Origin of the sequence: Xanthomonas sp. CFBP 7698 (genome assembly GCF_003600855.1) — a bacterium.
Taxonomy (GTDB): domain Bacteria; phylum Pseudomonadota; class Gammaproteobacteria; order Xanthomonadales; family Xanthomonadaceae; genus Xanthomonas; species Xanthomonas cannabis.
This window is the reverse complement of record NZ_PRDN01000001.1, coordinates 845,301-870,797: the sequence shown is the minus strand read 5'-3', so window position 1 is coordinate 870,797 and position 25,497 is coordinate 845,301. Positions and strand designations below refer to the sequence as shown.

Annotated in this window: 23 protein-coding genes and 1 tRNA gene; all 24 read left to right on the top strand. The window is 65.2% G+C overall.

What is annotated here, in order from left to right:
• The first annotated feature begins 26 nt into the window (after positions 1-26).
• The 24 genes from pheT to XnspCFBP7698_RS03540 all read left to right on the top strand — a co-directional run bounded on the left by pheT (position 27) and on the right by XnspCFBP7698_RS03540 (position 25,362).
• Positions 27-2,405 carry a phenylalanine--tRNA ligase subunit beta gene (pheT, locus tag XnspCFBP7698_RS03655; protein WP_104580437.1) on the top strand — a complete coding sequence of 793 codons (2,379 nt, stop codon included), beginning with the start codon at positions 27-29 and terminating at the stop codon, positions 2,403-2,405.
• A 21-nt stretch (positions 2,406-2,426) separates the two neighbouring features.
• A complete protein-coding gene (locus XnspCFBP7698_RS03650) occupies positions 2,427-2,726 on the top strand; it encodes an integration host factor subunit alpha (RefSeq protein WP_002811076.1) in 300 nt (99 codons plus the stop codon).
• Positions 2,707-3,063, top strand: coding sequence for a MerR family transcriptional regulator (locus tag XnspCFBP7698_RS03645; protein WP_005995911.1), 357 nt, complete (start codon positions 2,707-2,709; stop codon positions 3,061-3,063). Before XnspCFBP7698_RS03650 ends, XnspCFBP7698_RS03645 begins: the two co-directional genes overlap by 20 nt.
• A gap of 60 nt (positions 3,064-3,123) precedes the next feature.
• Positions 3,124-3,200: transfer RNA gene (locus XnspCFBP7698_RS03640), tRNA-Pro, on the top strand.
• A gap of 471 nt (positions 3,201-3,671) precedes the next feature.
• Positions 3,672-4,370: a polysaccharide biosynthesis/export family protein gene (locus tag XnspCFBP7698_RS03635; RefSeq protein ID WP_039410841.1), complete on the top strand. Its 699-nt coding sequence runs from the start codon at positions 3,672-3,674 to the stop codon at positions 4,368-4,370.
• The gene (locus XnspCFBP7698_RS03630; protein ID WP_139015221.1) at positions 4,352-5,791 is read left to right on the top strand and encodes a GumC family protein; all 1,440 of its coding nucleotides are present in this window, start codon (positions 4,352-4,354) and stop codon (positions 5,789-5,791) included. The genes XnspCFBP7698_RS03635 and XnspCFBP7698_RS03630 overlap by 19 nt, the downstream gene beginning before the upstream one ends.
• A gap of 243 nt (positions 5,792-6,034) precedes the next feature.
• Positions 6,035-7,489 (top strand): undecaprenyl-phosphate glucose phosphotransferase, encoded by a 1,455-nt coding sequence (locus XnspCFBP7698_RS03625; protein WP_039410847.1) that lies wholly within the window; start codon positions 6,035-6,037, stop codon positions 7,487-7,489.
• 94 nt (positions 7,490-7,583) lie between these two features.
• Complete coding sequence (locus XnspCFBP7698_RS03620; protein ID WP_199680091.1) at positions 7,584-8,873, top strand: polysaccharide biosynthesis protein GumE; 1,290 nt, start codon at positions 7,584-7,586, stop codon at positions 8,871-8,873.
• Positions 8,870-9,961, top strand: coding sequence for an acyltransferase family protein (locus tag XnspCFBP7698_RS03615; RefSeq protein WP_104580435.1), 1,092 nt, complete (start codon positions 8,870-8,872; stop codon positions 9,959-9,961). Before XnspCFBP7698_RS03620 ends, XnspCFBP7698_RS03615 begins: the two co-directional genes overlap by 4 nt.
• A 13-nt stretch (positions 9,962-9,974) precedes the next feature.
• The gene (locus XnspCFBP7698_RS03610) at positions 9,975-11,063 is read left to right on the top strand and encodes an acyltransferase family protein (protein WP_104580434.1); all 1,089 of its coding nucleotides are present in this window, start codon (positions 9,975-9,977) and stop codon (positions 11,061-11,063) included.
• Between the two features lie 68 nt (positions 11,064-11,131).
• Positions 11,132-12,274, top strand: a complete 1,143-nt coding sequence (locus XnspCFBP7698_RS03605; protein ID WP_104580433.1) for a glycosyltransferase family 4 protein — start codon at positions 11,132-11,134, stop codon at positions 12,272-12,274.
• Positions 12,271-13,320, top strand: coding sequence for a glycosyltransferase (locus XnspCFBP7698_RS03600; protein ID WP_104580432.1), 1,050 nt, complete (start codon positions 12,271-12,273; stop codon positions 13,318-13,320). The genes XnspCFBP7698_RS03605 and XnspCFBP7698_RS03600 overlap by 4 nt, the downstream gene beginning before the upstream one ends.
• Before the next feature lie 17 nt (positions 13,321-13,337).
• Positions 13,338-14,831, top strand: coding sequence for a lipopolysaccharide biosynthesis protein (locus XnspCFBP7698_RS03595; protein ID WP_146093227.1), 1,494 nt, complete (start codon positions 13,338-13,340; stop codon positions 14,829-14,831).
• A gap of 64 nt (positions 14,832-14,895) precedes the next feature.
• A complete protein-coding gene (locus XnspCFBP7698_RS03590; protein WP_104580430.1) occupies positions 14,896-16,098 on the top strand; it encodes a glycosyltransferase in 1,203 nt (400 codons plus the stop codon).
• Between the two features lie 42 nt (positions 16,099-16,140).
• On the top strand, positions 16,141-16,935 hold the full coding sequence (locus XnspCFBP7698_RS03585; protein ID WP_104580429.1) for a polysaccharide pyruvyl transferase family protein: 795 nt from the start codon (positions 16,141-16,143) through the stop codon (positions 16,933-16,935).
• Positions 16,936-16,939: 4 nt separating this feature from the next.
• Positions 16,940-17,734, top strand: coding sequence for a WecB/TagA/CpsF family glycosyltransferase (locus tag XnspCFBP7698_RS03580; RefSeq protein ID WP_166745123.1), 795 nt, complete (start codon positions 16,940-16,942; stop codon positions 17,732-17,734).
• Between the two features lie 34 nt (positions 17,735-17,768).
• Positions 17,769-18,230, top strand: coding sequence for a cupin domain-containing protein (locus XnspCFBP7698_RS03575; protein ID WP_047695237.1), 462 nt, complete (start codon positions 17,769-17,771; stop codon positions 18,228-18,230).
• Positions 18,231-18,320: 90 nt separating this feature from the next.
• Entirely contained in the window at positions 18,321-19,334 is a 1,014-nt protein-coding gene (locus XnspCFBP7698_RS03570) for a TraB/GumN family protein (RefSeq protein WP_146093226.1), read from the top strand.
• A 212-nt stretch (positions 19,335-19,546) separates the two neighbouring features.
• A complete protein-coding gene (locus tag XnspCFBP7698_RS03565; protein WP_199680026.1) occupies positions 19,547-20,578 on the top strand; it encodes a 3-oxoacyl-[acyl-carrier-protein] synthase III C-terminal domain-containing protein in 1,032 nt (343 codons plus the stop codon).
• Entirely contained in the window at positions 20,578-21,426 is an 849-nt protein-coding gene (locus tag XnspCFBP7698_RS03560) for an MBL fold metallo-hydrolase (protein WP_104580427.1), read from the top strand. Before XnspCFBP7698_RS03565 ends, XnspCFBP7698_RS03560 begins: the two co-directional genes overlap by 1 nt.
• A complete protein-coding gene (locus XnspCFBP7698_RS03555; protein WP_104580426.1) occupies positions 21,423-22,382 on the top strand; it encodes an NAD(P)-dependent oxidoreductase in 960 nt (319 codons plus the stop codon). Before XnspCFBP7698_RS03560 ends, XnspCFBP7698_RS03555 begins: the two co-directional genes overlap by 4 nt.
• Complete coding sequence (locus XnspCFBP7698_RS03550; protein WP_233548919.1) at positions 22,373-23,527, top strand: glycosyltransferase; 1,155 nt, start codon at positions 22,373-22,375, stop codon at positions 23,525-23,527. The genes XnspCFBP7698_RS03555 and XnspCFBP7698_RS03550 overlap by 10 nt, the downstream gene beginning before the upstream one ends.
• A 7-nt stretch (positions 23,528-23,534) precedes the next feature.
• Complete coding sequence (locus tag XnspCFBP7698_RS03545) at positions 23,535-24,116, top strand: hypothetical protein (protein WP_233548918.1); 582 nt, start codon at positions 23,535-23,537, stop codon at positions 24,114-24,116.
• Entirely contained in the window at positions 24,106-25,362 is a 1,257-nt protein-coding gene (locus tag XnspCFBP7698_RS03540) for a glycosyltransferase (protein ID WP_104580424.1), read from the top strand. Before XnspCFBP7698_RS03545 ends, XnspCFBP7698_RS03540 begins: the two co-directional genes overlap by 11 nt.
• Positions 25,363-25,497: the final 135 nt, after the last annotated feature.

Below are 25,497 nucleotides of genomic sequence, written 5' to 3'. Positions count from 1 at the left end.
TCCCCATTCTCGATTCCCGGTTCCTCATGAAATTCTCTGAAAATTGGCTGCGTAGCCACGTCCCGACCCAGGCCACGCGCGACGAACTGGCTGCGACGCTGACGGCGATCGGTCTGGAAGTCGAAGACGTCACGCCGTTGGGCGAGGCGCTGGGGCAGGTGGTGGTGGCGCGTATCGTCGAGGCGGTGCGTCATCCAGAAGCCGATCGTCTGCAGGTGTGCAGTGTCGATGCCGGGCAGGGCGCGTTGCTGCAGATCGTGTGCGGGGCGCCCAATGCGCGCGCCGGTCTGGTGGCGCCGCTGGCACTGGTCGGTGCGCAGATCGGCGAGCTGACCATCACCGCGGCCAAGCTGCGTGGCGTGGCCTCCAACGGCATGCTGTGCTCGGCCAAGGAGCTGGGTCTGGACAGCGATGCGTCCGGCCTGTTCGAGCTGCCCGACGATGCCCCGGTGGGCCAGGCGCTGGCCGACTATCTGGGGCTCCCTGATGCCAGCATCGAAATCAAACTCACGCCCAATCGCGCCGATTGCTTCAGCGTGCGTGGCATCGCTTTCGACGTGGCGGCCGCGTGCGCCAGCGAAGTGGTGGCTTTCGACGCCGGTGCGGTGGCGCCGGCGTCCACGCGCACGCTCGCGGTCGAACTGCAAGCCGGCAAGGATGCCCCGCGGTATTGCGGGCGGGTGATCGAGGGCATCGACCCGGCCGCGAAAACGCCGGTGTGGCTGGCCGAGCGCCTGCGCCGCAGTGGTGTGCGTCCGGTGTCCTTGCTGGTGGACATCACCCAGTACGTGATGCTGGAACTGGGCCAGCCGATGCATGCCTTCGATCTGGATACTTTGCAGGGGCCGATCGGCGTGCGGCATTCGCGCAGCGGCGAGCAGCTGGCGCTGCTGGATGGGCGTCAGGTGACCCTGGACGACAGCTTCCTGACCATCACCGATGCCGGGCGTCCGGTTGCGCTGGCGGGGTTGATGGGCGGGCTGGACACGCGCGTCACCGAGACCACGCGCAATGTGTTCCTGGAATCGGCGTACTTCGACCCGGCCGCCATCATGGGCCGTGGCCGCAAGTTCGGCCTGCACACCGACGCCGGGCATCGCTTCGAACGCGGCGTGGACCCGGCCTTGCCGCCGCAGGCAATCGAGGTCGCCACGCGTCTGGTGCTGGAACTGGCCGGCGGTACGCCAGGCCCAGTGGTGCACGCGCAGTTGCCGGAGCATCTGCCGCAGGCCGCGCCCATCCTGTTGCGTCGCGCGCGCATCGCGCGCGTGCTCGGCATCGCGATCGACGATGCCGAGGTGGTGCGCATCCTGAGCGCGCTCGGCATGCAGGTCGATGCGGTTTCCGAGGGCTGGCAGGTGATGGCGCCGAGCCGGCGCTTCGATATCGCCATCGAAGAAGATCTCATCGAGGAGCTGGCGCGTATCCACGGCTACGATCGCGTGCCGACCACGCTGCCCGGCGGCGCCAGCCGGATCGCAATGCCAAGCGAGACCCAACTGGACGAATTGAGCGTGCGCCGCCAGCTGGTGGCGCGCGAGCTGCAGGAAACCATCAACTACGCGTTTGTCGATGCCGCGCTGCTGCAGCGCTGGCAGTTGGATGAGGGCCTGGTGTCGCTAGCCAATCCGCTCAGCGCCGAGCTGGCCGTGATGCGTCCGCGCCTGCTGCCGGGCCTGGTGGCGACGCTGGGCCGCAATGTCGCCCGTCAGGCCGGGCGGGTGCGATTGTTCGAGCTGGGCAAGGTATTTGCCGCAGCCGAGCAGTCCGGCGCCGCGCCGCAGGAATCCCAGCACGTGGCCGCGGCCGTGTGCGGCGATGCGCTGGCCCTGCAGTGGGGCGAACCGTCGCGCAAGGTGGACTTCCACGACGTGAAGGGCGACCTGATGGCCTTGGCGGCGGCCAGCGGCGCGAAGCTGGAATTCCAGCCGTCCGCCCAGCCGTTCGGGCATCCGGGGCGGTCGGCCGACGTCTATCGCGACGGCGTTCGCATCGGCTGGATCGGGCAGGTGCATCCACGCCTGGCCAAGGCGCTGGAGATCGATGTGGATGTGATCGCATTCGAACTGCAGCTGGCACCGCTGGTGCAGCGCGCATTGCCACGCGCCGGCGAGCTGTCGCGGTTCCCGTCGGTGCGTCGCGATCTGGCCTTCCTGGTACCCGAGCAGGTGAGCTGGGCGGCGCTGTCGGCGAGCGTGCAGACCACGGTGGGCCCGTTGTTGCGCGAGGTGCAGCTGTTCGACCGCTATGTCGGGCAGGGGGTCGAGCCAGGTTTCAAGAGTCTGGCTATGGGCTTGATTTTGCAGGATAACTCGCGCACTCTCACTGACCGGGACGTGGACGCGGTTGTCACCGACGTGGTGGCCGTGATCGAGCGCGAGCATCGCGCCCGGATCCGGAGTTGAGGCGGTAATCAGGGGAGTGGCATGGCATTGACGAAAGCAGAGATGGCCGAGCGTCTGTTTGACGAGGTCGGTCTGAACAAGCGCGAGGCAAAGGAATTTGTCGACGCGTTTTTCGACGTGCTGCGCGATGCCCTGGAGCAGGGTCGTCAGGTGAAGCTGTCGGGTTTCGGCAACTTCGATCTGCGGCGCAAGAATCAACGGCCCGGTCGCAATCCCAAGACCGGCGAGGAAATTCCGATCTCGGCCAGGACGGTGGTGACCTTCCGCCCGGGCCAGAAGCTCAAGGAACGGGTGGAGGCTTATGCTGGATCCGGGCAGTAATCGCGAGCTACCGCCAATCCCGGCCAAGCGCTACTTCACCATCGGTGAGGTCAGCGAGCTGTGCGACGTCAAGCCGCATGTATTGCGGTATTGGGAGACGGAATTCCCCAGCCTGGAGCCGGTCAAGCGGCGTGGCAATCGCCGGTACTACCAGCGACACGACGTGTTGATGGTGCGTCAGATCCGGGGACTGCTGTACGAGCAGGGTTACACCATTGGTGGCGCACGCCTGCGCCTGGAAGGCGACGGTGCCAAGAGCGAGTCGGCACTGAGCAACCAGATCATCAAGCAGGTGCGGATGGAGCTGGAAGAAGTGCTTCAACTGCTGCGCCGCTAGGAAAACGCTTCACAAAGCCGCTATAATCGCAGGCCGTCCTCGCGACGGGTGCAGCATCTTCGGGGTATAGCGCAGCCTGGTAGCGCACTAGTCTGGGGGACTAGTGGTCGTCGGTTCGAATCCGGCTACCCCGACCAGACAGCAAAGCCCATGTCCTCAGGACATGGGCTTTTTTGTTGCGTTGCAACATTGCATTTTTATGTCCTGGCATGGCCTGGCCGATACGCAGATCGGCATATCGCATTGCAGCATGAACCGCACGCTAGCGCCCGGTTTTTGCGGTCCGGTTCGCTATGGACTTGGGTCACGGAATGATGCTAAGTGCCCGAAAACATTCCAGATCATTAGCGAAAGATCAGGACGTGGATCACGTTCTGTTAACGCGCTAACGACGAACTTGAATCAATAGGCCAACGCCGTCAAAAAAATGGCGAGCTGCGTCTTGCGGTGGATTCTTTCTGTGCCATAGTGCAGTGCAACACGTCATCCCTGTCGTGATCCCGATGTCCTGGGATAAACCTCTCTGTCGTACGTTCGTGCTGGCGTGTTGGCCGGTTGAATGCTGCGCGAGCTCCTGTCCCACCCAACCGAGGCAGCCAGCCACACGCATGAAGAAACTGATCGGACGATTCTGCCAAGGCCTTAGCCTGGCGTTGATCTGCTCGATGACACTGGGCGCTTGCAGCACCGGGAAGGACATGGCGACGTCGTTGCCGCTTCCCGATCCGCTCGCAATGTCGGCGGTGCAACCCGAGTATCGACTCTCCCCAGGCGACCTGTTGCTGGTCAAGGTGTTCCAGGTCGACGATCTGGAGCGGCAGGTCCGCATCGATCAGAACGGTCACATCTCGCTGCCGTTGATCGGCGACGTCAACGCCGCCGGCATGGGGGTGGGGGAACTCGAAAAGATGGTCGCCGATCGCTATCGCGGTGGCTATCTGCAGAACCCGCAGGTGTCGGTCTTCGTGCAGGAATCCAACGGCCGTCGCGTGACCGTGACCGGCGCGGTCGATGAACCCGGCATCTATCCGGTGATCGGTGCCAACCTGACCTTGCAGCAGGCCATCGCGCAGGCCAAGGGCGTCAGCACCGTGGCCAGCCGCGGCAATGTCATCGTGTTCCGTACGGTCAACGGGCAGAAGATGATCGCGCGCTTCGACCTGACCGAAATCGAGAAGGGCGCCAACCCGGACCCTGAAATCTACGGCGGCGACATCGTTGTGGTGTATCGCTCGGATGCGCGCGTCTGGTTGCGCACCATGCTGGAACTGACCCCCTTGGTGATGGTGTGGCGCGCTTACCGATGAGTATGAATTCCGACAATCGTTCTTCGCCGTCGCATCGCCACGGACACCTCGAACTGGCAGACGTCAGCCTGATGGATTACTGGCGCGCCCTGGTGTCGCAGCGGTGGCTGATCATCCTGATCACCATCGGTGCGGTACTGCTGGCGCTGGTGATCACCTTGCTGATGCCGGAAAAGTATCGTGCTACCAGCACGCTGCAGATCGAGCGTGACTCGCTCAATGTGGTCAACGTCGACAACCTGATGCCGGTGGAATCGCCGCAGGACCGCGACTTCTACCAGACCCAGTATCAGTTGCTGCAGAGCCGATCGCTGGCACGTGCGGTGATCCGCGAAGCCAAGCTCGACCAGGAGCCGGCGTTCAAGCAGCAGGTTGAAGAGGCGCTGGAAAAAGCAGCGGCAAAGAACCCGGAAGCGGGCAAGACGGTGGATTCGCGCCAGGCCATCATCGAGCGCAGCCTCACCGACACCTTGCTCGCAGGTCTGGTGGTCGAGCCGATCCTCAATTCGCGTCTGGTCTACGTCAATTACGATTCGCCGGACCCGGTACTGGCAGCGAAGATCGCCAATACCTATCCGAAAGTGTTCATCGTCAGCACGCAGCAGCGTCGCATGAAGGCGTCTTCGTTTGCGACCAAGTTCCTGGCAGAGCGTCTGGAGCAGCTGCGTTCCAAGGTGGAAGATTCGGAAAAGACCCTGGTGGCGTATTCGACCGACGAGCAGATCGTCTCGGTCGGCGACGACAAGCCATCGCTGCCGGCGCAGAACCTGACCGACCTCAATGCATTGCTGGCGTCGGCACAGGACGCACGCATCAAGGCCGAGGCGGCCTGGCGCCAGGCCGCTTCCGGCGATGCCATGTCGCTGCCACAGGTGCTCAGCAGCCCGCTGATCCAGACCCTGCGTGGCGAGCAGGTGCGCCTGACCAGCGAGTACCAGCAGAAGCTGTCGACGTTCAAGCCGGATTACCCGGAAATGCAGCGCCTGAAAGCGCAGATCGAAGAATCGCGCCGGCAGATCAACGGCGAGATCATCAACGTGCGCCAGTCGCTGAAGGCGACCTACGATGCATCGGTGCATCAGGAGCAATTGCTCAACGAACGTATCGCCGGCCTGCGCAACAACGAGCTCGACCTGCAAAGCCGCAGCATCCGCTACAACATGCTCAAGCGCGACGTCGACACCAACCGCCAGCTCTACGATGCGCTTCTGCAGCGCTACAAGGAAATCGGCGTGGCGGGCAACGTCGGCGCCAACAACGTGACCATCGTCGACACTGCAGATGTGCCTACGTCGAAGACTTCGCCGAAACTCAAATTGAACCTCGCTTTGGGCTTCATCTTTGGCGTATTCCTGGGTCTGGCGGTGGCGCTGGTGCGCTATTTCCTGCGCGGGACCGGGCCGGAAACACGATTGAACTGACATCGTGGTGTTGCAAAACAGTGGTTAATTAAAGTGACAACCGATTCAGCGTGGAAAAGGTTGGATCCCGTATGTTTCGGGCTCCTTCGTTTGAAAGTTTGTCTCTGTTGAAACAAAGGGCTGTCGGGCGATCTGGGGTCGGTAAGTATTACCGCGGTGATCGCTCGACGGAGATGATTGAAAGCTCGCGTGCGACTCGTATGTTCCCCCGCATGCACCGTATCGAGTTTGGAGGACATCCCCATGCTTTTGGCAGACCTGAGTAGCGCGACTTACACGACATCCTCGCCGCGATTGTTGTCCAAGTATTCGGCCGCGGCCGACCTGGTGCTGCGCGTGTTCGACCTGACCATGGTGGTCGTGTCGGGCCTGATCGCCTATCGCATCGTGTTCGGCTCCTGGGTCCCCGCCGCGCCCTATCGGGTTGCGATCGGTACCACGCTGCTGTACTCGGTGATCTGCTTCGCGCTGTTTCCGCTGTATCGCAGCTGGCGCGGTCGCGGGCTGCTGAGCGAATTGATGGTGCTGGGTGGTGCCTTCGGCGGTGTCTTTGCGCTGTTCGCGGTGCATGCGCTGATCGTGCAGGTGGGCGAGCAGGTCTCGCGCGGCTGGATCGGCCTGTGGTTCGTCGGCGGCCTGGCATCGCTGGTCGCCGCACGTACCCTGCTGCGCGGCTTTCTGAACCACCTGCGCGCCCAGGGCGTGGACGTGCAGCGGGTGGTGGTGGTGGGCTTGCGCCACCCGGTGATGAAGATCAACCACTACCTGAGCCGCAACCCGTGGGTCGGCATGAACCTGGTGGGTTACTTCCGCACGCCTTACGACATTGCCGTGACCGAGCAGCGCCAGTCGCTGCCGTGCCTGGGCGAGCCCGATGCGCTGATCGACTATTTGAAGGACAACCAGGTCGAGCAGGTGTGGATCTCGTTGCCGCTGGGCGAGCGTGACCACATCAAGCAGCTGCTACAGCGTCTGGACCGTTACCCGATCAACGTGAAGCTGGTGCCCGACCTGTTTGATTTCGGGTTGCTGAATCAGTCCGGTGAGCAGATCGGCAACACGCCGGTGATCAATCTGCGCCAGGGTGGTGTGGATCGCGATAATTACTTCGTCGTCGCGAAGGCGCTGCAGGACAAGATCCTGGCCGTGATCGCGCTGATGGGCCTGTGGCCGCTGATGGCCGCCATCGCCGTGGGCGTCAAGATGAGCTCGCCAGGCCCAGTGTTCTTCCGTCAGCGCCGCCATGGCCTGGGCGGTCGCGAGTTCTACATGTACAAGTTCCGTTCGATGCGCGTGCATGACGATCATGGCACCACGATCCAGCAGGCGACCAAGAACGACACGCGCATTACCCGTTTCGGTGCGTTCCTGCGCCGCAGCAGCCTGGACGAGTTGCCGCAGATCTTCAACGTCCTCGGCGGCAGCATGTCGATCGTGGGTCCGCGCCCGCATGCAGCGCAGCACAACACGCATTATGAAAAGCTGATCAATCACTACATGCAGCGCCACTACGTCAAGCCGGGTATTACCGGTTGGGCGCAGGTGAACGGCTTCCGCGGCGAAACCCCGGAGCTGCGCACGATGAAGAAGCGTATTCAGTACGACCTGGACTACATCCGTCGTTGGTCGCTTTGGCTGGATATCCGCATCATCGTGCTGACTGCGGTGCGCGTGCTCGGACAGAAGACCGCGTACTGATGAAGGCGGGGAGCGTGCGAGCGGGCGCGTCCGGCGCCGCGGGCGGCTGCACTGCAGCCGCCCCTTTCAGGCAGGCGTTTGCATGCTGATTCGAATGAGCGAGGCGACCCGCATTCGCTGGCACAACCTGCTGATCGAGCTGACCTTGCTGGTCGGCGTCGGTTACAACCTGGTGCTGGCCCTGATCAATGCGAATGTGTTCACCGTCCGCCCGGTGATCACCTACGCGGTCGAGTTCATGGTGTATGCGGCGTGTTTCCTGCTGGGCCTGGGCTCGCTCAGCCGCAAGCGCATCGCGTTGATCATCAGCGGGCTGGGCTTGATCGTGCTGCTGATGTTCGTGCGGTTCCTGGTGAACTGGCAGATCGATCCGAAGTTCTTCCGCGACGCGCTGGTGGTCTTCGCCTTCGTGGTGCTGGGGTCCGCGTACACCGGCTCGCTGCCCAAGCTGTTCATCCGCATGACCATCATCGTCTCGCTGGTCGCCGCGTTCGAACTGGCCATGCCAAGCGCCTACGGCGATCTGGTCAATCCCAAGAGTTTCTTCGTCAACGCGCGCGGGATGAGCGCCGAAGGCTTCTGGAACGAGGACAGCAACCTGTTCGTCAGCGCCACGCGCCCGGGCGAGCGTAACTTCCTGCCGGGTTCCAACCTGCCACGCGCCTCCTCGATGTTCATCGAGCCGGTGACGATGGGCAATTACATCTGCTTCTTCACCGCCATCGTGCTGGTGTTCTGGCGTTGGATGCGTCCGGCCGCCTTGATGCTGTCGGTCGGACTGATCGGCTTCATGATCGTCGCTTCCGACGGACGCTTGGCCGCGGGTACCTGCGTGTTGATGGTGCTGCTGACGCCCTTGCTGAAGCGCCTCGATCAACGATTGGCGTTTCTGGTGTTCCTGCTGGTGATCATGAGTGCGTGGCTGCTGGTCTGGGTGACCGGGATCACCGCCTACCAGGACACGACGATGGGCCGAGTGTTCTTCACCGTGTATTCGATGAACAACCTGTCATTCGAGTCCTGGATGGGCCTGGATTTTGCACAGGCGTATCGCTACTTCGATAGCGGCATTTCCTACTTCATCGCCTCGCAGTCGATTGTCGGGGTGCTGGCGTTCCTGTTGTCGTATTCGTTCCTGCTGCTGATGCCCAGCAAGGAAGGGCAGCTGTTCAAGAACCTGGCCATCTTTGCGTTCGCGCTGAGTTTGCTGGTGTCCAACGGCTACTTTTCGATCAAGACCTCGGCGCTGTGGTGGTTCGTCTGTGGCTGCCTATGGCACATGCGTCCGACCTGGTCCGCGTCGGCTGCTCCCCGGACCTCGATCAAGGATGATCCAACGGCAGATGGCGCGCAGCTGCCATTGCCCGCGGGAGCAGCACGATGAGCGCTGCCGCGGCAGCCACGTCGCCGGTCACACCTGCCGCTGGCGACCGGACCACGACAGCGGGTCGCGCGCGCGATCAGCGGATCGATGCGGCCAAGGCGATTGCGATCCTGCTGGTGGTGTTCTGCCATGCCAAGGGCGTGCCGCACGGCATGACCCTGTTCGCCTACAGCTTTCACGTGCCGCTGTTTTTCATGGTGTCGGGGTGGCTGGCGGCTGGCTATGCGTCCCGCACCACGGGATTGGACAGGCGCTCGTTGGGCAGGCATGCACGCAGCCTGCTGCTGCCCTACGTGACGTTCTATCTGTTGGGTTATGCGTACTGGTTGTTGACCCGCAACATCGGCGAGAAGGCGGCGCGGTGGGGAAGCCATCCGTGGTGGGAGCCGATCGTGTCGCTGTTCACCGGAATCGGCCCGGACCTGTACGTACAACCGCCACTGTGGTTTTTGCCGGTGATGCTGGTGACCGTGATTGCCTACATCCTGCTGCGCCACGTGCTGCCCCCGTTGCTCATTGCGCTGGCGTCGCTGGTGCTGGCCTGGATCTGGATGAACTGGTTCCCGGGACAGGGCGTGCGACTTTTCTTCGGCCTCGATGTGCTACCGGTGTCGTTGTGTTTCTACGCGCTGGGCGCGTTGTTGATTCACCTGTCGCCGCGGTTGCCGACGTCGCTGCCGATCAGTGCGTTGGTAACCGTGGTGCTGGCGTTCGCAGTCGCGTGGTTGGCCCAGCGCAATGGACGCATCGACGTGAACATGCTGCAGTTCGGTCGCGAGCATGCGCTGTTCCTGCTCAGTGCGGTACTGGGCTCGCTGATGGTGATCTGCGCGGCGCGGTTGGTGCAGGGCTGGGCGTGGGTACAGTGGATCGGCCGCAATACCTTGCTGATCCTGTGCACGCACATGTTGGTGTTCTTCGTCTTGTCCGGCGTTGCCGCAGTCGCTGGCGGGTTCGGCTCGGCGCGTCCCGGGCTGGGCTGGGCGGTGTTCGTCACGGTCTTTGCGCTGGTTGCATGCGTGCCGATGCGCTGGGTGCTGATGCGGTTTGCTCCCTGGGCGTTGGGTGCGCGCACGGTGACGGCATGAGCGGCGCTGCGGCATGACCATGGCCCCGTACTTGCCCGAGGTGGGGCGCGACACAGCAGGCCCGGTCGTGCGGCCGGTGGCTGCGGCGACCCGCGACTGGCAGATCGATGCAGCAAAGGCCCTGGCCATCGTACTGGTGGTGCTTGGGCATGCCAGCGGCATGCCGCCCGCGTACAAACTGTTTGCCTACAGTTTTCATGTGCCGCTGTTTTTCGTGCTCTCCGGATGGGTGGGCGAACGATTCGGGCGGCGTGCGTTGAACGCAGCGACAGCGGCCAAGCTGGCGCGCACGCTCCTGGTTCCGTACCTGGCTTTTTTCCTGGTGGCCTACGGTGTGTGGCTGTTGATGGCGGTGCTCAATCACGCCTTCCAGCAGCCGGGCGCACGTGCGTGGTGGGATCCGTTGACCGGCGTGCTCTGGGCCAATGGCACGCGTCTGTACGTGCTGCCGGCGTTGTGGTTCTTGCCGGCACTGTTTGTCACGACACTGGCCTACATTGCATTGCGCGCGCGCCTGGGTACGGGCGTGGTGGTGGCGATGAGTTTGCCGCTGGCACTGGCATGGGCGCGATGGTTTCCCGCGCTGCAGCTGCGGCTGCCGCTCGCGTTGGACGTGCTGCCGATTGCCTTGTTCTTCATTGCGATCGGCGGCTGGCTGTCGCGCTTTGCCGAGCGGTTGCGTGGCTTCGGTGCAGGGGCCTGGGCAGTGGTCTTGCTGTGCGTGGCGGCGGCCTGGGGACTGCTGGCCGGATGGAACGGGCAGGTGGACGTCAACAACCTGCAGTTCGGGAATTCGGCCGCGCTGTTCGTGCTGGTCAGCCTGCTGGGAACCGCGATGACCTTGTGCGTGGCCTACTTCGTTCGCAACTGGCGGTGGGTGCAATGGATCGGTACCAATACGCTGCTGATCCTGTGCACGCATACCTTGGTGTTTCTGGTGATCACCAGTGTGGTGGTCCGCACCGGCGTGGTGGATCGCAACCTGATCGGTACGCCGGCCTGGGCGATGGCGTTGAGTGCGTTCGCGATCGCCTGCGCTGTGCCGATGCGCATGGTGCTGGTGCGTAGTGCGCCATGGATGTTGGGGTTGAAGCGTCAATGATGCGTTTTCAGAATCGACCGTCGTCGCAGCACCTGCGTGCGCGTCGCCGGCACAGGAGATTGGCGTAAATGAAAGTGGTGCATGTCGTCCGCCAATTCCACCCCTCGATCGGGGGGATGGAGGAAGTCGTCCTCAATGTCGCCCGCCAGCATCAGGCCACTAGTGCCGATACGGTGGAGGTGGTGACGCTCGATCGCGTGTTTACCGACCCGGGTGCGCAGCTTGCGCCGCAGGAAACCTATCAGGGCCTGCCGATCCGGCGAATCGGCTATCGCGGTTCGTCGCGTTACCCGCTCGCACCATCGGTGCTGGGCGCGATTCGCTCTGCCGATGTGGTGCATCTGCATGGCATCGATTTTTTCTACGACTACCTTGCGCTGACCAGACCGTTCCATGGCAAGCCGATGGTGGTTTCCACCCACGGCGGGTTCTTCCACACCGCCTACGCATCGCGCATGAAGCAGATCTGGTTCCAGACCCTGACCCGGGCATCGGCGTTGGCGTATGCGCGGGTGATTGCCACCAGCGAAAACGATGGTGACCTGTTTGCCAAGGTGGTATCACCAGCGCGCCTGCGCGTGATCGAAAACGGCGTGGACGTGGAAAAATATGCAGGGCAGGGCGCGACGGCGCCTGGCCGGACGATGCTGTATTTCGGTCGCTGGTCGGTCAACAAGGGGTTGATCGAAACGCTGGAGCTGCTGCAGGCCGCGCTCAAGCGCGACCCGCAGTGGCGGCTGATCATCGCCGGCCGCGAGTACGATCTGAACGAGGCCGACCTGCGCAAGGCCATTGCCGAGCGTGGTCTGCAGGACAAGGTGCAGTTGAGCATGTCGCCCTCGCAGGAGCAGTTGCGCACGCTGATGCAGCAGGCACAGTTCTTTGTCTGCCTGTCGCGCCATGAAGGGTTCGGTATTGCCGCCGTCGAGGCGATGAGCGCAGGGCTGATTCCCATCCTCAGCGATATCCCGCCGTTCGTGCGGCTTGCCACCGAGTCAGGGCAGGGCGTGATCGTCAATCGCGACAGGATCGACGCGGCGGCCGACCAGGTGCAGGCGCTTGCGCTGACCGCTGATGCCGACTTCGCCACGCGGCGTGCGGCCTCGATGGCCTATGTGAGCCGCTACGACTGGAAGCATGTGGTCGGGCGTTACGTGGACGAGTACCACGCCGCGCTGGGTACGCCGCGTCCGCAGGAGACGCGGCGATGAGCGCGCACGCATCTGCATCGCTGACCCGTGCAGCGGCCCGGCCGCAGGTCACGGTGTTGTTCTCCACCGAAAAGCCTAACGCCAGCACCAATCCGTATCTGACCCAGCTCTACGACGCATTGCCCGATGCGGTGCAGCCGCGCTTCTTCTCGATGCGCGACGCCTTGTTGTCGCGCTACGACGTGCTGCATCTGCACTGGCCCGAATACCTGCTGCGCCACCCCAGTGCTGCCGGCACCCTGGCCAAGCAGGTGTGTGCGGCGTTGTTGTTGCTCAGGTTGCAGGTCACCGGCACGCCGGTCGTGCGCACCCTGCACAATCTGGCGCCACACGAAGACCGTGGCTGGCGCGAGCGCAGCCTGTTGCGCTGGATCGACCGCCTGACACGCCGCTGGATCCGCATCAATGCGACCACGCCGCCACGTCCGCCGTTCACCGACACCATCCTGCACGGCCATTACCGCGACTGGTTTGCGACGATGCCACAGGGCACCACGGTGCCAGGGCGGCTGCTGCATTTCGGCCTGATCCGCCCGTACAAGGGGGTGGAAACGCTGCTGGAGGTGATGCGCGATGTCGGCGACCCGCGCCTGAATCTGCGCATTGTCGGTAACCCCGCCACGCCGCAGATGCGTACGCTGGTGGAAGACGCCTGCGCGCAGGATCCGCGCATCAGCGCATTGCTGGCCTATGTCGAAGAGCCGGTGCTGGCACGCGAGGTGAGCGAGGCCGAGCTGGTGGTGTTGCCGTATCGGCAGATGCATAACTCCGGAACATTGCTGCTGGCCTTGTCGCTGGCGCGTCCGGTATTGGCGCCATGGAGTGAATCCAACGCGGCCATCGCCGAGGAAGTGGGCCGGGGCTGGGTATTCCTGTATGAAGGTGAGTTCGATGCGGCCTTGCTGACGGGCATGTTGGACACGGTGCGCGCTGCACCGCGCGGTCCGGCCCCGGATCTGTCGCAACGCGACTGGCCGCGCATCGGGCAGCTGCATTACCGCACCTATCTGGAAGCGCTGGGCAAGGACGGAGAAGCCGCGCTGTGACCGCAGAACCCCCCTCGATGTCATCTTCTCCCACACCTCCGACGCCGCCGCAGCGCAGCCTCGGCTCGCGTGCTGCGGGCGGAGCGGCGGTGACCATGCTGGGCCAGTCGGCCAAGATGGTCGTGCAATTTGGCGGCATCATCCTGCTGGCGCGCCTGCTGACCCCGTACGACTACGGGCTGATGGCGATGGTGACCGCCATCGTCGGTGCGGCGGAAATCCTGCGCGACTTCGGCCTGTCGGCCGCCGCGGTGCAGGCCAAGCACGTCAGCCGCGAGCAACGCGACAACCTGTTCTGGATCAATAGCGGCATCGGGTTGACGTTGTCGGTGCTGGTGTTCGCCTCGGCGCACCTGATCGCCAACTTCTACAAGGAGCCGGCGCTGGTCACCATCTCCCAGGCGCTGGCGGTGACGTTCCTGATCAACGGCATGACCACCCAATACCGCGCGCACCTGAGCCGCGGGCTGCGCTTCGGGCAGGTGGCGCTGAGCGATGTGGGGTCGCAGGTGCTGGGCCTGCTGGCTGCGGTGGCTGCAGCGTTGCTTGGCTGGGGTTACTGGGCGCTGGTGGTGCAGCAGGTGGTGCAGGCGGTGGTGAACCTCGTCATTGCCGCGAGCTGTGCGCGCTGGTTGCCTGGCGGCTATCAGCGCAGCGCGCCGATGCGCGACTTCATGAGCTTCGGCTGGAACCTGATGGCGGCGCAGCTGCTGGGATACGCCAGCCGCAACGTGGGCCAGGTGATCATCGGCTGGCGCACCGGCCCGGACGCGCTGGGTTTGTACAACCGCGCGTTCCAGCTGTTGATGATGCCGTTGAACCAGATCAATGCGCCGGCCACCAGCGTGGCGTTGCCGGTGCTGTCGCAGTTGCAGGACGACCGCGAACGTTTCAGCGCGTTCCTGCTGCGTGGGCAGACGGTGATGGTGCATCTGATCGTGGCGCTGTTTTCGTTCGCCTGTGCGCTGGCGATGCCGCTGATCGTGCTGGTGCTGGGCGAGCAGTGGCGCGAGGCGGTGCCGCTGTTCCAGGTGCTCACGCTCGGCGGCATCTTCCAGACCGCGTCCTACGCCACGTACTGGGTGTTCCTGGCCAGGGGATTGATGCGGCAACAACTGGTGTATTCGCTGGTCAGCCGCATCGTGTTGATCGCCTGCATCTTCGTCGGCTCGCGCTGGGGTGCGATGGGCGTGGCGATCGGGTATTCGTTCGGTTTGCTGGTGACCTGGCCGCTTTCATTGATCTGGGTCGGCAGGATCTCCGATACGCCGGTCGCTGCGTTGTTCACCAATGCGGTACGCGCAATGGCGGCATACGGTATCGCCGGTGTCAGCGCCTACTACGCCTCGGTGACGGTCGGTGGCCCGCTGTGGGAGCAACTGGCAGTCGGCGCAGCCGTGATGGCCGCGGTGTGCCTGCTGATGCTTGGCATCTGGCCGGCATTCCGTCGCGATGTGATCTCCATCGTCAATATCCGCAAGTTGCTGACGCAGGCCAAGGCACGTCGATGAGATCGACATCGTCTTCGCCCGCGCTCGGTCATGCTTTCTTCCACTCATTCATAGGACACGGCCCATGAGCGCTACACCCGCCGCCGCTGCCGGCATTCGCCGGCCTTGCTATCTGGTCTTGTCCGCCCACGATTACCGCACCCCGCGCCGCGCCAACATCCACTTCATCACCGACCAGCTGGCGCAGCGCGGCACGACGCGGTTTTTTTCGCTGCGTTACAGCCGCCTGTCGCGGATGAAGGGTGACATGCGCCTGCCGCTGGACGACACCGCCAACACGGTGGTCTCGCACAAGGGGGTCGAGTGCTATCTGTGGCGCACGACGGTACACCCGTTCAATACCCGGCGGGCGTGGCTGCGCGCGGTGGAAGACGCGATGTTTCGCTGGTATGCCGCGCATCCGCCGCGTCAGCTGATGGACTGGATGCGCGAGGCCGACGTCATCGTGTTCGAAAGCGGAATTGCGGTGGCCTTCATCGAGCTCGCCAAGCGCATCAACCCGGCAGCCAAGCTGGTGTATCGCGCATCCGACGGCCTGAGCACGATCAACGTTGCCTCTTACATCGAGCGCGAGTTCGACCGCGTCGCACCGACGCTGGATGTGATTGCGCTGGTGTCGCCGGCCATGGCCGAGGAGATCGCCAGCCGTGACAACGTCTATCACGTCGGGCACGGTGTGGATCACAACCTGGATCAGTTGGGCGACCCATCGCCGTACGGGGAGGGCATCCATGCCGTGGCGGTCGGATCGATGTTGTTCGATCCTGAATTTTTCGTGGTGGCCAGCAAGGCATTCCCGCAGGTCACCTTCCACGTGATCGGTTCGGGCATGGGGCGGCATCCCGGCTATGGCGATAACGTCGTCGTTTATGGTGAAATGAAGCACGTCGAGACGATTGGCTACATCAAGCATGCGCGGTTCGGCATCGCGCCCTACGCCTCGGAACAGGTGCCGGTGTATCTGGCCGACAGCTCGATGAAGCTGCTGCAGTACGACTTCTTCGGCTTGCCGGCGGTCTGCCCGAATGCGGTTGTCGGGCCGTATCAGCAGTCCCGCTTCGGCTATACGCCGGGCAATGCCGAGTCGATCGTTTCCGCAATCAGTCAGGCGCTGGAAGCGCCGCACGTGCGTTACCGTCAGTGCCTGAACTGGTCTGACACCACCGATCGCGTGCTGGACCCGGCCGCGTACCCGGAAACCCGCTTGTATCCGCAGCACACCGGCGCAGCCGCGCGTGCATCTTCGGAGGCCGCGCTCTCGCATTGATGCGGCGCACCTCACCCGTTCGAGTTCAGGAGACCCTTTGTCATGGCCAACGCTTTGCTGCAGAAATGGATAGAACATGCAGAACGTCGTGCATTGTTCTGGTGGCAGCCGAAAAACGCTGGCGTCAACATGGGGGACCACCTGTCCAAGGTGATCGTGTCCTGCGTGCTTTCGCTGCAGGACAAGACGCTGATCGAAAAGCGTGACCTCAGCAAGAAGCTCATCGCGATCGGGTCGGTGCTGCATTTTGCCAAGGACGGCGATACCGTCTGGGGCAGCGGGATCAACGGCAAGATTCCTGCCGAGCGCAATACCTTCAGCACGCTCGATGTGCGTGCGGTGCGCGGGCCCAAGACGCGCCAGTTCCTGCTGGACCGTGGCATCGCGGTGCCGGAAGTCTACGGCGACCCAGGGCTGCTGACGCCGATGTTCTTCCCGGCCGAAGCGCTCGGTGTGGTGGAAAAACGTCCGTTTGCGATCGTTCCGCATTTCAATGAGCCGGTCGAAAAATACAGCGCGTACGCGGACCATCTGGTGTTTCCGAACGTCAAGCCGGCAACCTTCATGAGCCAGCTGCTGGGCGCCGAACTGGTGGTCAGCAGTTCGTTGCACGGCCTGATCCTGGCCGAGGCATACGGCATTCCGGCCGTGTATCTGGACTGGGGCAACGGCGAAGATCGCTTCAAGTACGACGATTATTACTACGGCACCGGGCGCACCCAGTGGCACTCGGGCAACAACGTGGAAGAGTGCCTGGCGCTGGGCGGCAACGGCAGCTTCGATCTGGAAAAACTGCAGGCCGGCTTGCTGGCCGCATTCCCTTACGACCTTTGGTGATTCGATGATGCAGGGCCAGCGCGTGGACAGGGACACAACGAGCGGCGCCGCCGCCGGCACTCCGGCCGGAGTATTGATTCCGCTGGGTGGCTTTCCGGTGTTGTCCACCACCCAGGAAGCGTTCGCGCTGGACCTGTTTCACGCGTTGGCTGCACAGCAGCCGCGCCGGGTCTTTTTTGCCAACACCAACTTTGTCGTGCAGTGCCAGGCGCTGCGGATGCGCATGCGCGAGCCCGGCGTGCGCATCGTCAACGACGGCATCGGGATGGATCTGGCGGCGCGGATGATTCATGGCCGCCGGTTCGCCGGCAATCTCAATGGCACCGACCTGATTCCGTACCTGTGCCGGGAGAGCGCGCAGCCGCTCAAGTTCTTCCTGCTGGGCGGCCGGCCCGGGGTCGGCAAGACCGCCGCTGCCACCTTGACCGGCACGCTGGGGCAGCAGGTGGTGGGCATGTGCGACGGTTACGGCGAGTTTGCCGCTGCCGGCGAGGGCCTGGCCGAGCGCATCAATCGCTCGGGTGCGGACGTGCTGCTGGTGGCCTTCGGCAACCCGTTGCAGGAGCGCTGGATCCTCGACCATAGCCACGCGCTGCGGGTGCCGCTGGTGTTCGGTGTGGGCGCGCTGCTGGACTTTTTGTCCGGCACCGCCAAGCGGGCACCGGACTGGGTCCGTCGCCTGCATATGGAATGGATGTACCGCCTGCTCAACGAGCCGCGCCGGCTGCTCAAGCGCTATAGCTGGGATCTGCTGGTGTTCTTCCGTACCTGTCTGCGTGCGGGCAAGCATCTGCCGTGATGCGTAGCGGCGGCGGCTGGCCTAACATGCGTGCATGCATCCCACTGCCGCCGCCCTGATCCGATCGCTCGCATTGTCACCCCACCCGGAAGGCGGGCACTTCCGGCGCGTCTACGCCTCTGCGCGCCAGGTCAGCGACAACGGCGTCGCGCGCCCGGCGCTGACTGCGATCCGTTTCCTGCTCACTGCCGGCCAATGCAGCGCCTGGCACCGCGTGGATGCGGAAGAAAGCTGGCATTGGCAGCAGGGCGATGCGCTGGAACTGCTGGTCTACGACGAACGTGACGGGCAACTGCGGCGGTTGATCCTGGACGCGGCCGAACGCGGCGAGCCGATGCATGTGGTTCCTGCGGGCTGTTGGCAGGCGGCGCGCTCGCTGGGTGACTTCACCCTGGTGGGATGCACGGTGTCGCCGGGATTCGTGTGGGACGGCTTTGCGCTGCTCGACCAGGCGTCTCCCCTGGCAGCGCATCTGGCAACGCTGGCGACGCGCTAGCAGTGTTGCCGATGCTCGGCCGAACGCTTCCCTAACGCAGTGGTCGCAGGCTTGGCGTAATGTCCGCCGCAAACAGGGGGCGACCACGTGATGCGACACAGGGCAGTGGGATGGGGCGCCGGCTTGCTGCTGGTGTCGATGCTGGCGACCGCCAGCGATCTGGCGATACAGGACGCGGCCGCGCCGCCCCCGGTGGTCGAGCTGGAGGCGCTCGTTGTCCGCGGGGTCCAGCCCGGGCCGGGCCTGTGGAAGGTGCGCAAGGGCGAGCACGTGTTGTGGATCCTTGGCACGCAGTCGCCGTTGCCCAAACGCCTGCAATGGCAATCGTCGGAAGTGGCCACCATCATCGGCCAGTCGCAGCAGGTGCTGATGGCGCCGACGGTGCAGGTCGACGCGGACATGGGCTTTTTCGGCAAGCTCACCTTGCTGCCATCGGCGATGCAGGCGATGAAGAACGAGGACGGCCGCGAGCTGCGCGAGGTCCTGCCGCCCGACCTGTACGCGCGATGGAAGGTGGCCAAGGCCCGCTACATCGGCAGCGATCGTGGCGTGGAACGCAAACGCCCGATGCTGGCCGCCGGCGAGTTGTACCAGGCGGCGCTGAAGCGTGCGGGCCTGGCCCGCTCGCCGGTGATCTGGTCGGTAGTGGAGCGCGCCGCCAAGCGCGCCGGCATCAAGCCCACTCCCACGGCGCTGGACTACAAGATCACCGACCCGCGCCAGGCACTGAAGGAGTTTCGCGCCGGCGGCCTGGACGATATCGCCTGTTTCCGCAGCATCCTGGTGACGGTGGAGCGCGACCTGCCCACCATGGTCGAGCGCGCCAATGCCTGGTCGGTAGGCGATATCGAGGCATTGCGCCAGCTGCCGCGCGAAGATCCGCAGGCGGCGTGCATGCGCGCGATGGCCAGTTCCGATGCGGCCAGGAAACGCGGCATCGACGATCTCGAACGGCGCATGCGCGAGCATTGGCTCGCGATCGCCACCACGGCGCTGCAACGCAATCGCAGTACCTTCGCGGTGCTGCCGATCAGCCGTCTGACGGCCCCGGATGGATACCTGGACCGGTTGCAGGCGCTCGGGTATGCGGTGGAGGCGCCTTGAGCGCCTGACGCGGCAATGGGCGTGCAGGTGCACGGCACCGTTACGCACGCAGTGTATGCCGGAGTTCGCGCGCGATGCCGGACACGCAAGGCTTGCAGCCGTGCCAGCAGGGCGTGCCTGGGAGCGATGCCGCACTGCGGTGTGGAATGACACTGCGTAGGAACGGGCACCTCGCCATCCGGGACGGTTAGGCCGACTGTTCCGGCCAAGGTATGCTGCGCGCCTTCTTCGCCGAGAGCTCCGTGTTGAACGCATTGCCGCTGCGCATCCTGGGCACCGGACGCCACGTCCCGGCCAGGCAGGTGACCTCGCAGGCGCTGGACGAGCGCTGGCAACTGCCGGCGGGAACCACCCTTGCCCGGCTGGGTGTCGCCACGCGTCACTACGTGGGTGAGGGCGAGACGGCATCTTCGATGGGTGCCGCTGCCGCGCAGCAGGCACTGGCAAACGCCGGCATCGATGCCGGCGAGGTGGATTGCCTGATCTCGGCCTGCAGCGTGATGGAGCAGCCGATTCCCTGCCAGGCGGTCTTGATCCAGCGTGCATTGGGGCTGGGCGATTCCGGCATTCCGGCATTCGATGTCAACGCGACCTGCCTGAGCTTTCTGGTGGCACTGGACACGGCGGCCAATGCGCTGGCGCTTGGCCGCTATCGACGTGTGCTGATCGTCTCCAGCGAAGTGGCATCGGCCGGCCTGGACGATACGGTGCCGGCCACTGCCGGGCTGTTTGGCGATGGCGCCGCTGCGGTGGTGGTCGGGCGCAGCAGCGCAGACCACGGCTCGGCACTGCTGTCCAGCCGGCTGTCCAGCTACGGCAGCGGCGCGGACCTGTGCCGCATCCGCGGCGGCGGCACCCGCGCACCACAGGGCGACGACGACGCACGCGCTGCCTCAGGCCTGTTCTGGATGGACGGCCGCGGCGCCTACCGGTTTGCAGCGCGCCATCTGCCCGCATTCTGGGACCAGTTGCTGCGCGAGGCCGGCACCAGCACGGCGCAGCTGCGCTGTCTGGTGCCGCATCAGGCCTCCGGCGGTGGGCTGGATCATGTCGTGCAGACGCTGGGGCTGCGCAGCGAGCAGATCGTGCGCATCCTGCACGACACCGGCAACCAGGTGGCTGCCTCGCTCCCGCATGCCTTGCATCACGCATGCGTGGACCGGCAGCTGCAACGCGGCGACGTGTTCGCACTGCTCGGTACCGGCGCCGGCCTGGCGATCGGTGGCATGGTGTTGCGGTACTGATGGCCACGCGCGTGTCCATTGCGCTGTTGCGTGTCGGCCACTGCCGTCATTGCGAGCGCATGGTGCGTGCGGATGGTCACTGGCATGCGGTGGAGTTCCCCGCGTTGAGCGTGTTGATCCGGCATCCGCAGCGCGGAGCGCTGCTCTACGACACCGGCTATGCCACGCATTTTTTCGATGCCACCGATCCCTGGCCGGAGCGTATGTATCGCTGGACGACACCGGTGACCCTGCCCGCGCACGAGACCCTGGGCGCGCAACTGGCGCGGCGCGGCGTGCAGCTGGAGGACATTGCCTGGTGCCTGATTTCGCATTTCCATGCCGACCATGTCGGCGGTCTGCGCGACCTGCCGAATGCGCGCTTCATCTGCCTGCGTGGCGATTACCAACAGCTGCGCAGCTGTTCGCGCCTGGGCGGCTTGCGACGTGCCCTGCTGCCGCAGCTGCTGCCAGACGACTTCGATCAGCGCCTGCAATTTGCCGAGCAGGCGCCGCAGCGCGCGCTGAGTGGCGCCTGGCAGGGGCTGGGGGCTGCCTATGACCTGTTCGAGGACGGCAGCGTGCTGGCGGTGCCGCTGCCCGGGCATGTCCCGGGACAAATGGGCCTGTGGCTGCGCGATGCGCATGACCGGCAGGTACTGCTGTGCGCAGATGCGGTGTGGTCCCACGCAACCTTGGCCACCCTGCAGTGGCCGGCGTGGCCGACGCGCTTGCTGATGCACGACTGGCGCGCCTTCCAGCGCACCGTGCATGACCTGCATGGCCTGGCGCAGGCGCACCCGGAGCTGGCCATCCTGCCGTCGCACTGCCAACCCAGTCTTGACCGTTACCAGCCGGAGTGGCGATGACGCTGCGCATTCTCGTGACCGGCGCGTCCGGTTTTGTCGGCGGCGCCTTCCTGCGCCGGTTCCAGGGGCAGCCCGGGCTGGAGATCCATGGCATCGGTCGACGTGCCAGCGATCTGCCCAACTACCATCGCATCGACCTGAGTCAGCCGTTCTCGCTGGAGTGGCAACCGGACGTGGTGATCCACGCGGCGGCGCTGGCCTCGCCCTGGGGGACGCGCGCGCAGTTCCAGCTGCACAACGTGCAGGCCACCGCCAATGTCATCGACTTCTGCAAGCAACACGGCTGCCCGCGTCTGCTGTACGTGTCCTCCAGTTCGGTGTTCTACCGGGAAGCGCATCAATACGATCTGGACGAACACAGTCCGATCGGCCCGTACTTCGTCAATACCTACGCGCAGACCAAATACCTGGGCGAAACCCTGCTGGAGCGCTATCCGGGCCAGGCGTCGGTGCTGCGTCCGCGAGCGGTGTTCGGGCCGGGCGACACGGTGCTGTTTCCGCGCGTGATCGCCGCCGCACGCAAGGGCGCGCTGCCGCGCTTCATCGGGCAGACCCAGCCGGTGATCGGCGATCTGATCTACATCGATACGCTCTGCGATTACCTCTATCGCGCGGCCATGGCGCCGCAGTTGCAGCGGTCCTACAACCTCACCAACGCGCAACCGGTGGATGTGCAGCAGCTGTTGCTGGAGGTGCTGGCGCGGCTGCGTCTCCCCATGCCGCAACGCCAGGTCCGTATCGGCACTGCGCTGCGCATGGCCAGCGTGGTCGAAGGCCTCTACCGCGTGCTGCGCTTACGTGGCGAGCCGCCGATCACCCGGTTTGGCGTGGGTGTCTTTGCCTATTCCAAGACCTTCAATCCACACCGCATGCTGGCCGATCTGGGCCCGCCCAGTGTTGATCTGGACGCAGGCATCGAGGCGTTCGTGCGCTGGCAGGCTGCCCAGTGGGCCTAGCCACGCTCGCCCTGGCTGCCGCGTATCTGGGCCTGCTGCTGATCAAGTCTGCAGCCGCGTTGCGGGTCATGCGCGGCGCGCGCCCCGACCTGGCTGGCGGTATCGCCGCAACGCAGGCCGAGGTGGCCGTGCTGCAACCGATTCTCGGCGGTGATGCGCACCTGCAGGAGGTGCTGGCGTCCAACCTGCGAGCCCTGCCACGGGCGCAGTTCGTGTGGTTGCTGGATGCAGACGACATCGCAGGCAACACGGTGGCCGATGCGCTGATCGCCCGGTTTCCACAGGTGCGGATTGCCCGCATGCTGGTGCCGCCGGCGCCACCGGGCATCAACCCCAAGGCCTGGAAACTGCAGCACGCCTTGCCGGGGGTGCGTGCGCCGATCAGCCTGATCCTGGACGATGACGCGCACCTTGGCAGCCACGCCCTGACGCAGATGTTGCACGACCTCACCCATGCTGACGTCGTGACCGCGTTGCCGTATTACCGCGACAGCGACACGCTGGCGGGGCGCCTGCTCTCGCAATTCGTCAACAACAATGCAGCGCTCACCTACCTGGGTTGGCTGCCGTTTGCGGCGCCGGTGACACTCAATGGCATGTGCTATGCCGCGCGGACTGCGCAGCTGCGTGCCTGGGGCGGCTTTGCCGCACTGCTGGACCAGCTGACCGACGATCTTGCCGTCGCGTCGCTGGTGCGCGAACGGGGAGGGCGCCTGTGGCAATCCACCGCGCCGGTGGAGATGCGCACCGCACTGCCGGACCTGGCGAGCTATGCACGCCAGATGCACCGGTGGATGCTGTTCGGGTTGATCCTGCTGCGGCAGCAACCCGTGCGCGTGCGTGGGGCCATCGTGTTGCTGCAGGGATTGCCGCCGGTCGTGCTGCTGGCCATGCTGCTGTGTGCGTGCATGCCGCCCGCCTGGCCGGGGGCAGCCATTGCGGTTGCCACCTTGCTGCTCCGCGCACTGCTGCTGTGCGCCGTGCAGTGGCGCGTGACCGGTGCGCTGCGCCACCGTCCGCTGCTGTCGGTGTGCGCGGAGTGTCTGCAGCCGCTGCACCTGCTGCACGCTGCAGGGGTGCGCACCATCCGCTGGCGTACCCGCCGCTACCGCGTACTCGCGAACGGTCGCTTTCGTGCCGAATGAGCGCCCCTTGCTGCAGATTGCGTTCCTGACCGGGCAGAGCGACCGGGCACGCTGCGCCTTGAGCGCGGAGCAGCAGCAGTTTCTGCAGGCGTTGCAGGGTGCGGGCCGCCGGCTGATCGACTGCAATTACCCGTATCGCCCAGACAGCGCGCCGCATCGGCGCACCCCGCTGTGGCGCGCGAGCCTGTCCAACGCGCGCCAGTATCTGGGCGCGCGCGCCGGGCGCGTCGCATCTGCCGATCGCGCGCGCGTGGCTACGTTGCTGCAGCACAGCCCGATGACCGTGCTGCTGGCCGGCAGTTGCGGCTTGCAGTTGTTGACGGCCCTGCAGTTGCCGCAGTCGGCGCGTGCGCACCTGGCCGTGTTCGCCTATGGGCCGGTCTGCCGCGCGCCTGGCGCGTTCGGGCAGGTCCGCGTGGTGCAGGGGCGCGGCGACTGGCTCTCGCGCGCGCTGTTCGATGGTGCGGTGGCGCACGCGCCGCGCTGTGGCCACATGGACTATCTGCGCAGCGCGAGCGTGCTGGCCAGCTGCCAGGCCTTCGTCGCCGAGGTCGAGCAGCGCTTGCGGAGCAGCCTGCATGCGGATTGATCTCGTCGCCCCGCCGTACAGTGGCCACCTGCATCCGATCCTGGCCATTGCGCGCCAGCTGACGCCTGACCACGATGTGCGCGTCATCAGTACGCCGGCGGCGCAGGCGCGCATTGCGGCGTGCGGGCTGCGCGCGGTCAGCGTGCTGGACGCGCAGGCCGATCGGGTGTTGCTGGACATTGCCAACCCACCGCATGCGGTAGGCCATCATCCGTTGCGCCTGCGCCGGCAGCTGCACGCCGCGCTCGGCCTGATGGCGCAGCTGGGCGATGCGCTGAAGACGGACTGGCGCGCACGACGGCCGGATCTGGTGATCGTCGATTTCACCCTGCCCAGCGCCGGGCTGGCCGCGCAGGCGATGGGCATCGCGTGGTGGACCAGCATGCCGTCGCCGTGCGTGATCGAAACCGGCGACGGGCCGCCGGCCTACTTTGGTGGGCTGCTACCGGCTACCACCCTGCGCCAGCGCATGTGGCATGCGCTGGCACGGCGGCTGACGCGCGGCTTCAAGCGCAGCTTGCATGCCTGCTATCGCCGCCAGATGCGCGCGTGCGGGTTGCCGGCGCTGTACCGCCGCGACCGCAGCGAGGCGGTGTATTCGCCGCAGTGCATCCTGGCGCTGGGCGTACCCGCGTTCGAGTTCGCCCAGCGCTGGCCCGCCGCCTTGCGCTTTGTGGGGCCACAACTGTGCACGCCGCCGTCCGAGGTAGCGCCTCCCGGCTTCGTGGACGGGCGCCGGCATGTGCTGGTGACGCTGGGCACGCATCTGCAGTGGGTCAAACAGCGCGTGGACGAGGTATTGCGCGCGCTGGCGCCGCGGTTCCCCGAGGTGATCTTTCATTTCAGCGATGGCGATACGGCCGCGCCGCACCAGCAGGGGCAGGGCAATTACCAGCGGCTGCCGTACGTAGATTACGCGCAGCATCTGCCGCGGTACGCGCTGGTGGTCCACCACGGCGGTGCCGGCATCCTCTACGCCTGTCTGGCAGCGGGGCTGCCTGCGATTGTGTATCCGCTGGACTACGACCAGTTCGATCACGCCGCGCGTCTGCAGGCCGCCGGTGCGGCAACCTGGCTGCGCGATCTGGATGAGCTGCCGGCGCGATTGGATGAGGCCCTTGCCGCGACCGAGCCGCCGTGCGGCGTACGTCGCCTGCAGGCGGAGCTGCAGGCGACGTACGCGCAGCAGCGCGTCGTGCAGCTGGTGCAGGCGTTCGCAGGTACCGGCGTGCTGCTGCAGGGGTGATGCCACCGCGCCAGCGCCGCTCGCGGCGGCATGGTGGCGTGCAGGGGGCACAGTCTGGCCGCGCCCATTGACGCCCAGGCAAGCCCCCGCATGCGGGCCAGGGACAGAACGCGCGTCACAGGCAGGCCTGGTCAG

Bases quoted from the DNA above. Each gene is read 5' to 3' on its own strand.
- pheT (WP_104580437.1), top strand. From the start codon at position 27: ATGAAATTCTCTGAAAATTGGCTGCGTAGCCACGTCCCGACCCAGGCC.
- XnspCFBP7698_RS03650 (WP_002811076.1), top strand. From the start codon at position 2,427: ATGGCATTGACGAAAGCAGAGATGGCCGAGCGTCTGTTTGACGAGGTC.
- XnspCFBP7698_RS03645 (WP_005995911.1), top strand. From the start codon at position 2,707: ATGCTGGATCCGGGCAGTAATCGCGAGCTACCGCCAATCCCGGCCAAG.
- XnspCFBP7698_RS03635 (WP_039410841.1), top strand. From the start codon at position 3,672: ATGAAGAAACTGATCGGACGATTCTGCCAAGGCCTTAGCCTGGCGTTG.
- XnspCFBP7698_RS03625 (WP_039410847.1), top strand. From the start codon at position 6,035: ATGCTTTTGGCAGACCTGAGTAGCGCGACTTACACGACATCCTCGCCG.
- XnspCFBP7698_RS03620 (WP_199680091.1), top strand. From the start codon at position 7,584: ATGAGCGAGGCGACCCGCATTCGCTGGCACAACCTGCTGATCGAGCTG.
- XnspCFBP7698_RS03615 (WP_104580435.1), top strand. From the start codon at position 8,870: ATGAGCGCTGCCGCGGCAGCCACGTCGCCGGTCACACCTGCCGCTGGC.
- XnspCFBP7698_RS03610 (WP_104580434.1), top strand. From the start codon at position 9,975: ATGACCATGGCCCCGTACTTGCCCGAGGTGGGGCGCGACACAGCAGGC.
- XnspCFBP7698_RS03605 (WP_104580433.1), top strand. From the start codon at position 11,132: ATGAAAGTGGTGCATGTCGTCCGCCAATTCCACCCCTCGATCGGGGGG.
- XnspCFBP7698_RS03600 (WP_104580432.1), top strand. From the start codon at position 12,271: ATGAGCGCGCACGCATCTGCATCGCTGACCCGTGCAGCGGCCCGGCCG.
- XnspCFBP7698_RS03595 (WP_146093227.1), top strand. From the start codon at position 13,338: ATGTCATCTTCTCCCACACCTCCGACGCCGCCGCAGCGCAGCCTCGGC.
- XnspCFBP7698_RS03590 (WP_104580430.1), top strand. From the start codon at position 14,896: ATGAGCGCTACACCCGCCGCCGCTGCCGGCATTCGCCGGCCTTGCTAT.
- XnspCFBP7698_RS03585 (WP_104580429.1), top strand. From the start codon at position 16,141: ATGGCCAACGCTTTGCTGCAGAAATGGATAGAACATGCAGAACGTCGT.
- XnspCFBP7698_RS03580 (WP_166745123.1), top strand. From the start codon at position 16,940: ATGATGCAGGGCCAGCGCGTGGACAGGGACACAACGAGCGGCGCCGCC.
- XnspCFBP7698_RS03575 (WP_047695237.1), top strand. From the start codon at position 17,769: ATGCATCCCACTGCCGCCGCCCTGATCCGATCGCTCGCATTGTCACCC.
- XnspCFBP7698_RS03570 (WP_146093226.1), top strand. From the start codon at position 18,321: ATGCGACACAGGGCAGTGGGATGGGGCGCCGGCTTGCTGCTGGTGTCG.
- XnspCFBP7698_RS03565 (WP_199680026.1), top strand. From the start codon at position 19,547: ATGCTGCGCGCCTTCTTCGCCGAGAGCTCCGTGTTGAACGCATTGCCG.
- XnspCFBP7698_RS03560 (WP_104580427.1), top strand. From the start codon at position 20,578: ATGGCCACGCGCGTGTCCATTGCGCTGTTGCGTGTCGGCCACTGCCGT.
- XnspCFBP7698_RS03555 (WP_104580426.1), top strand. From the start codon at position 21,423: ATGACGCTGCGCATTCTCGTGACCGGCGCGTCCGGTTTTGTCGGCGGC.
- XnspCFBP7698_RS03540 (WP_104580424.1), top strand. From the start codon at position 24,106: ATGCGGATTGATCTCGTCGCCCCGCCGTACAGTGGCCACCTGCATCCG.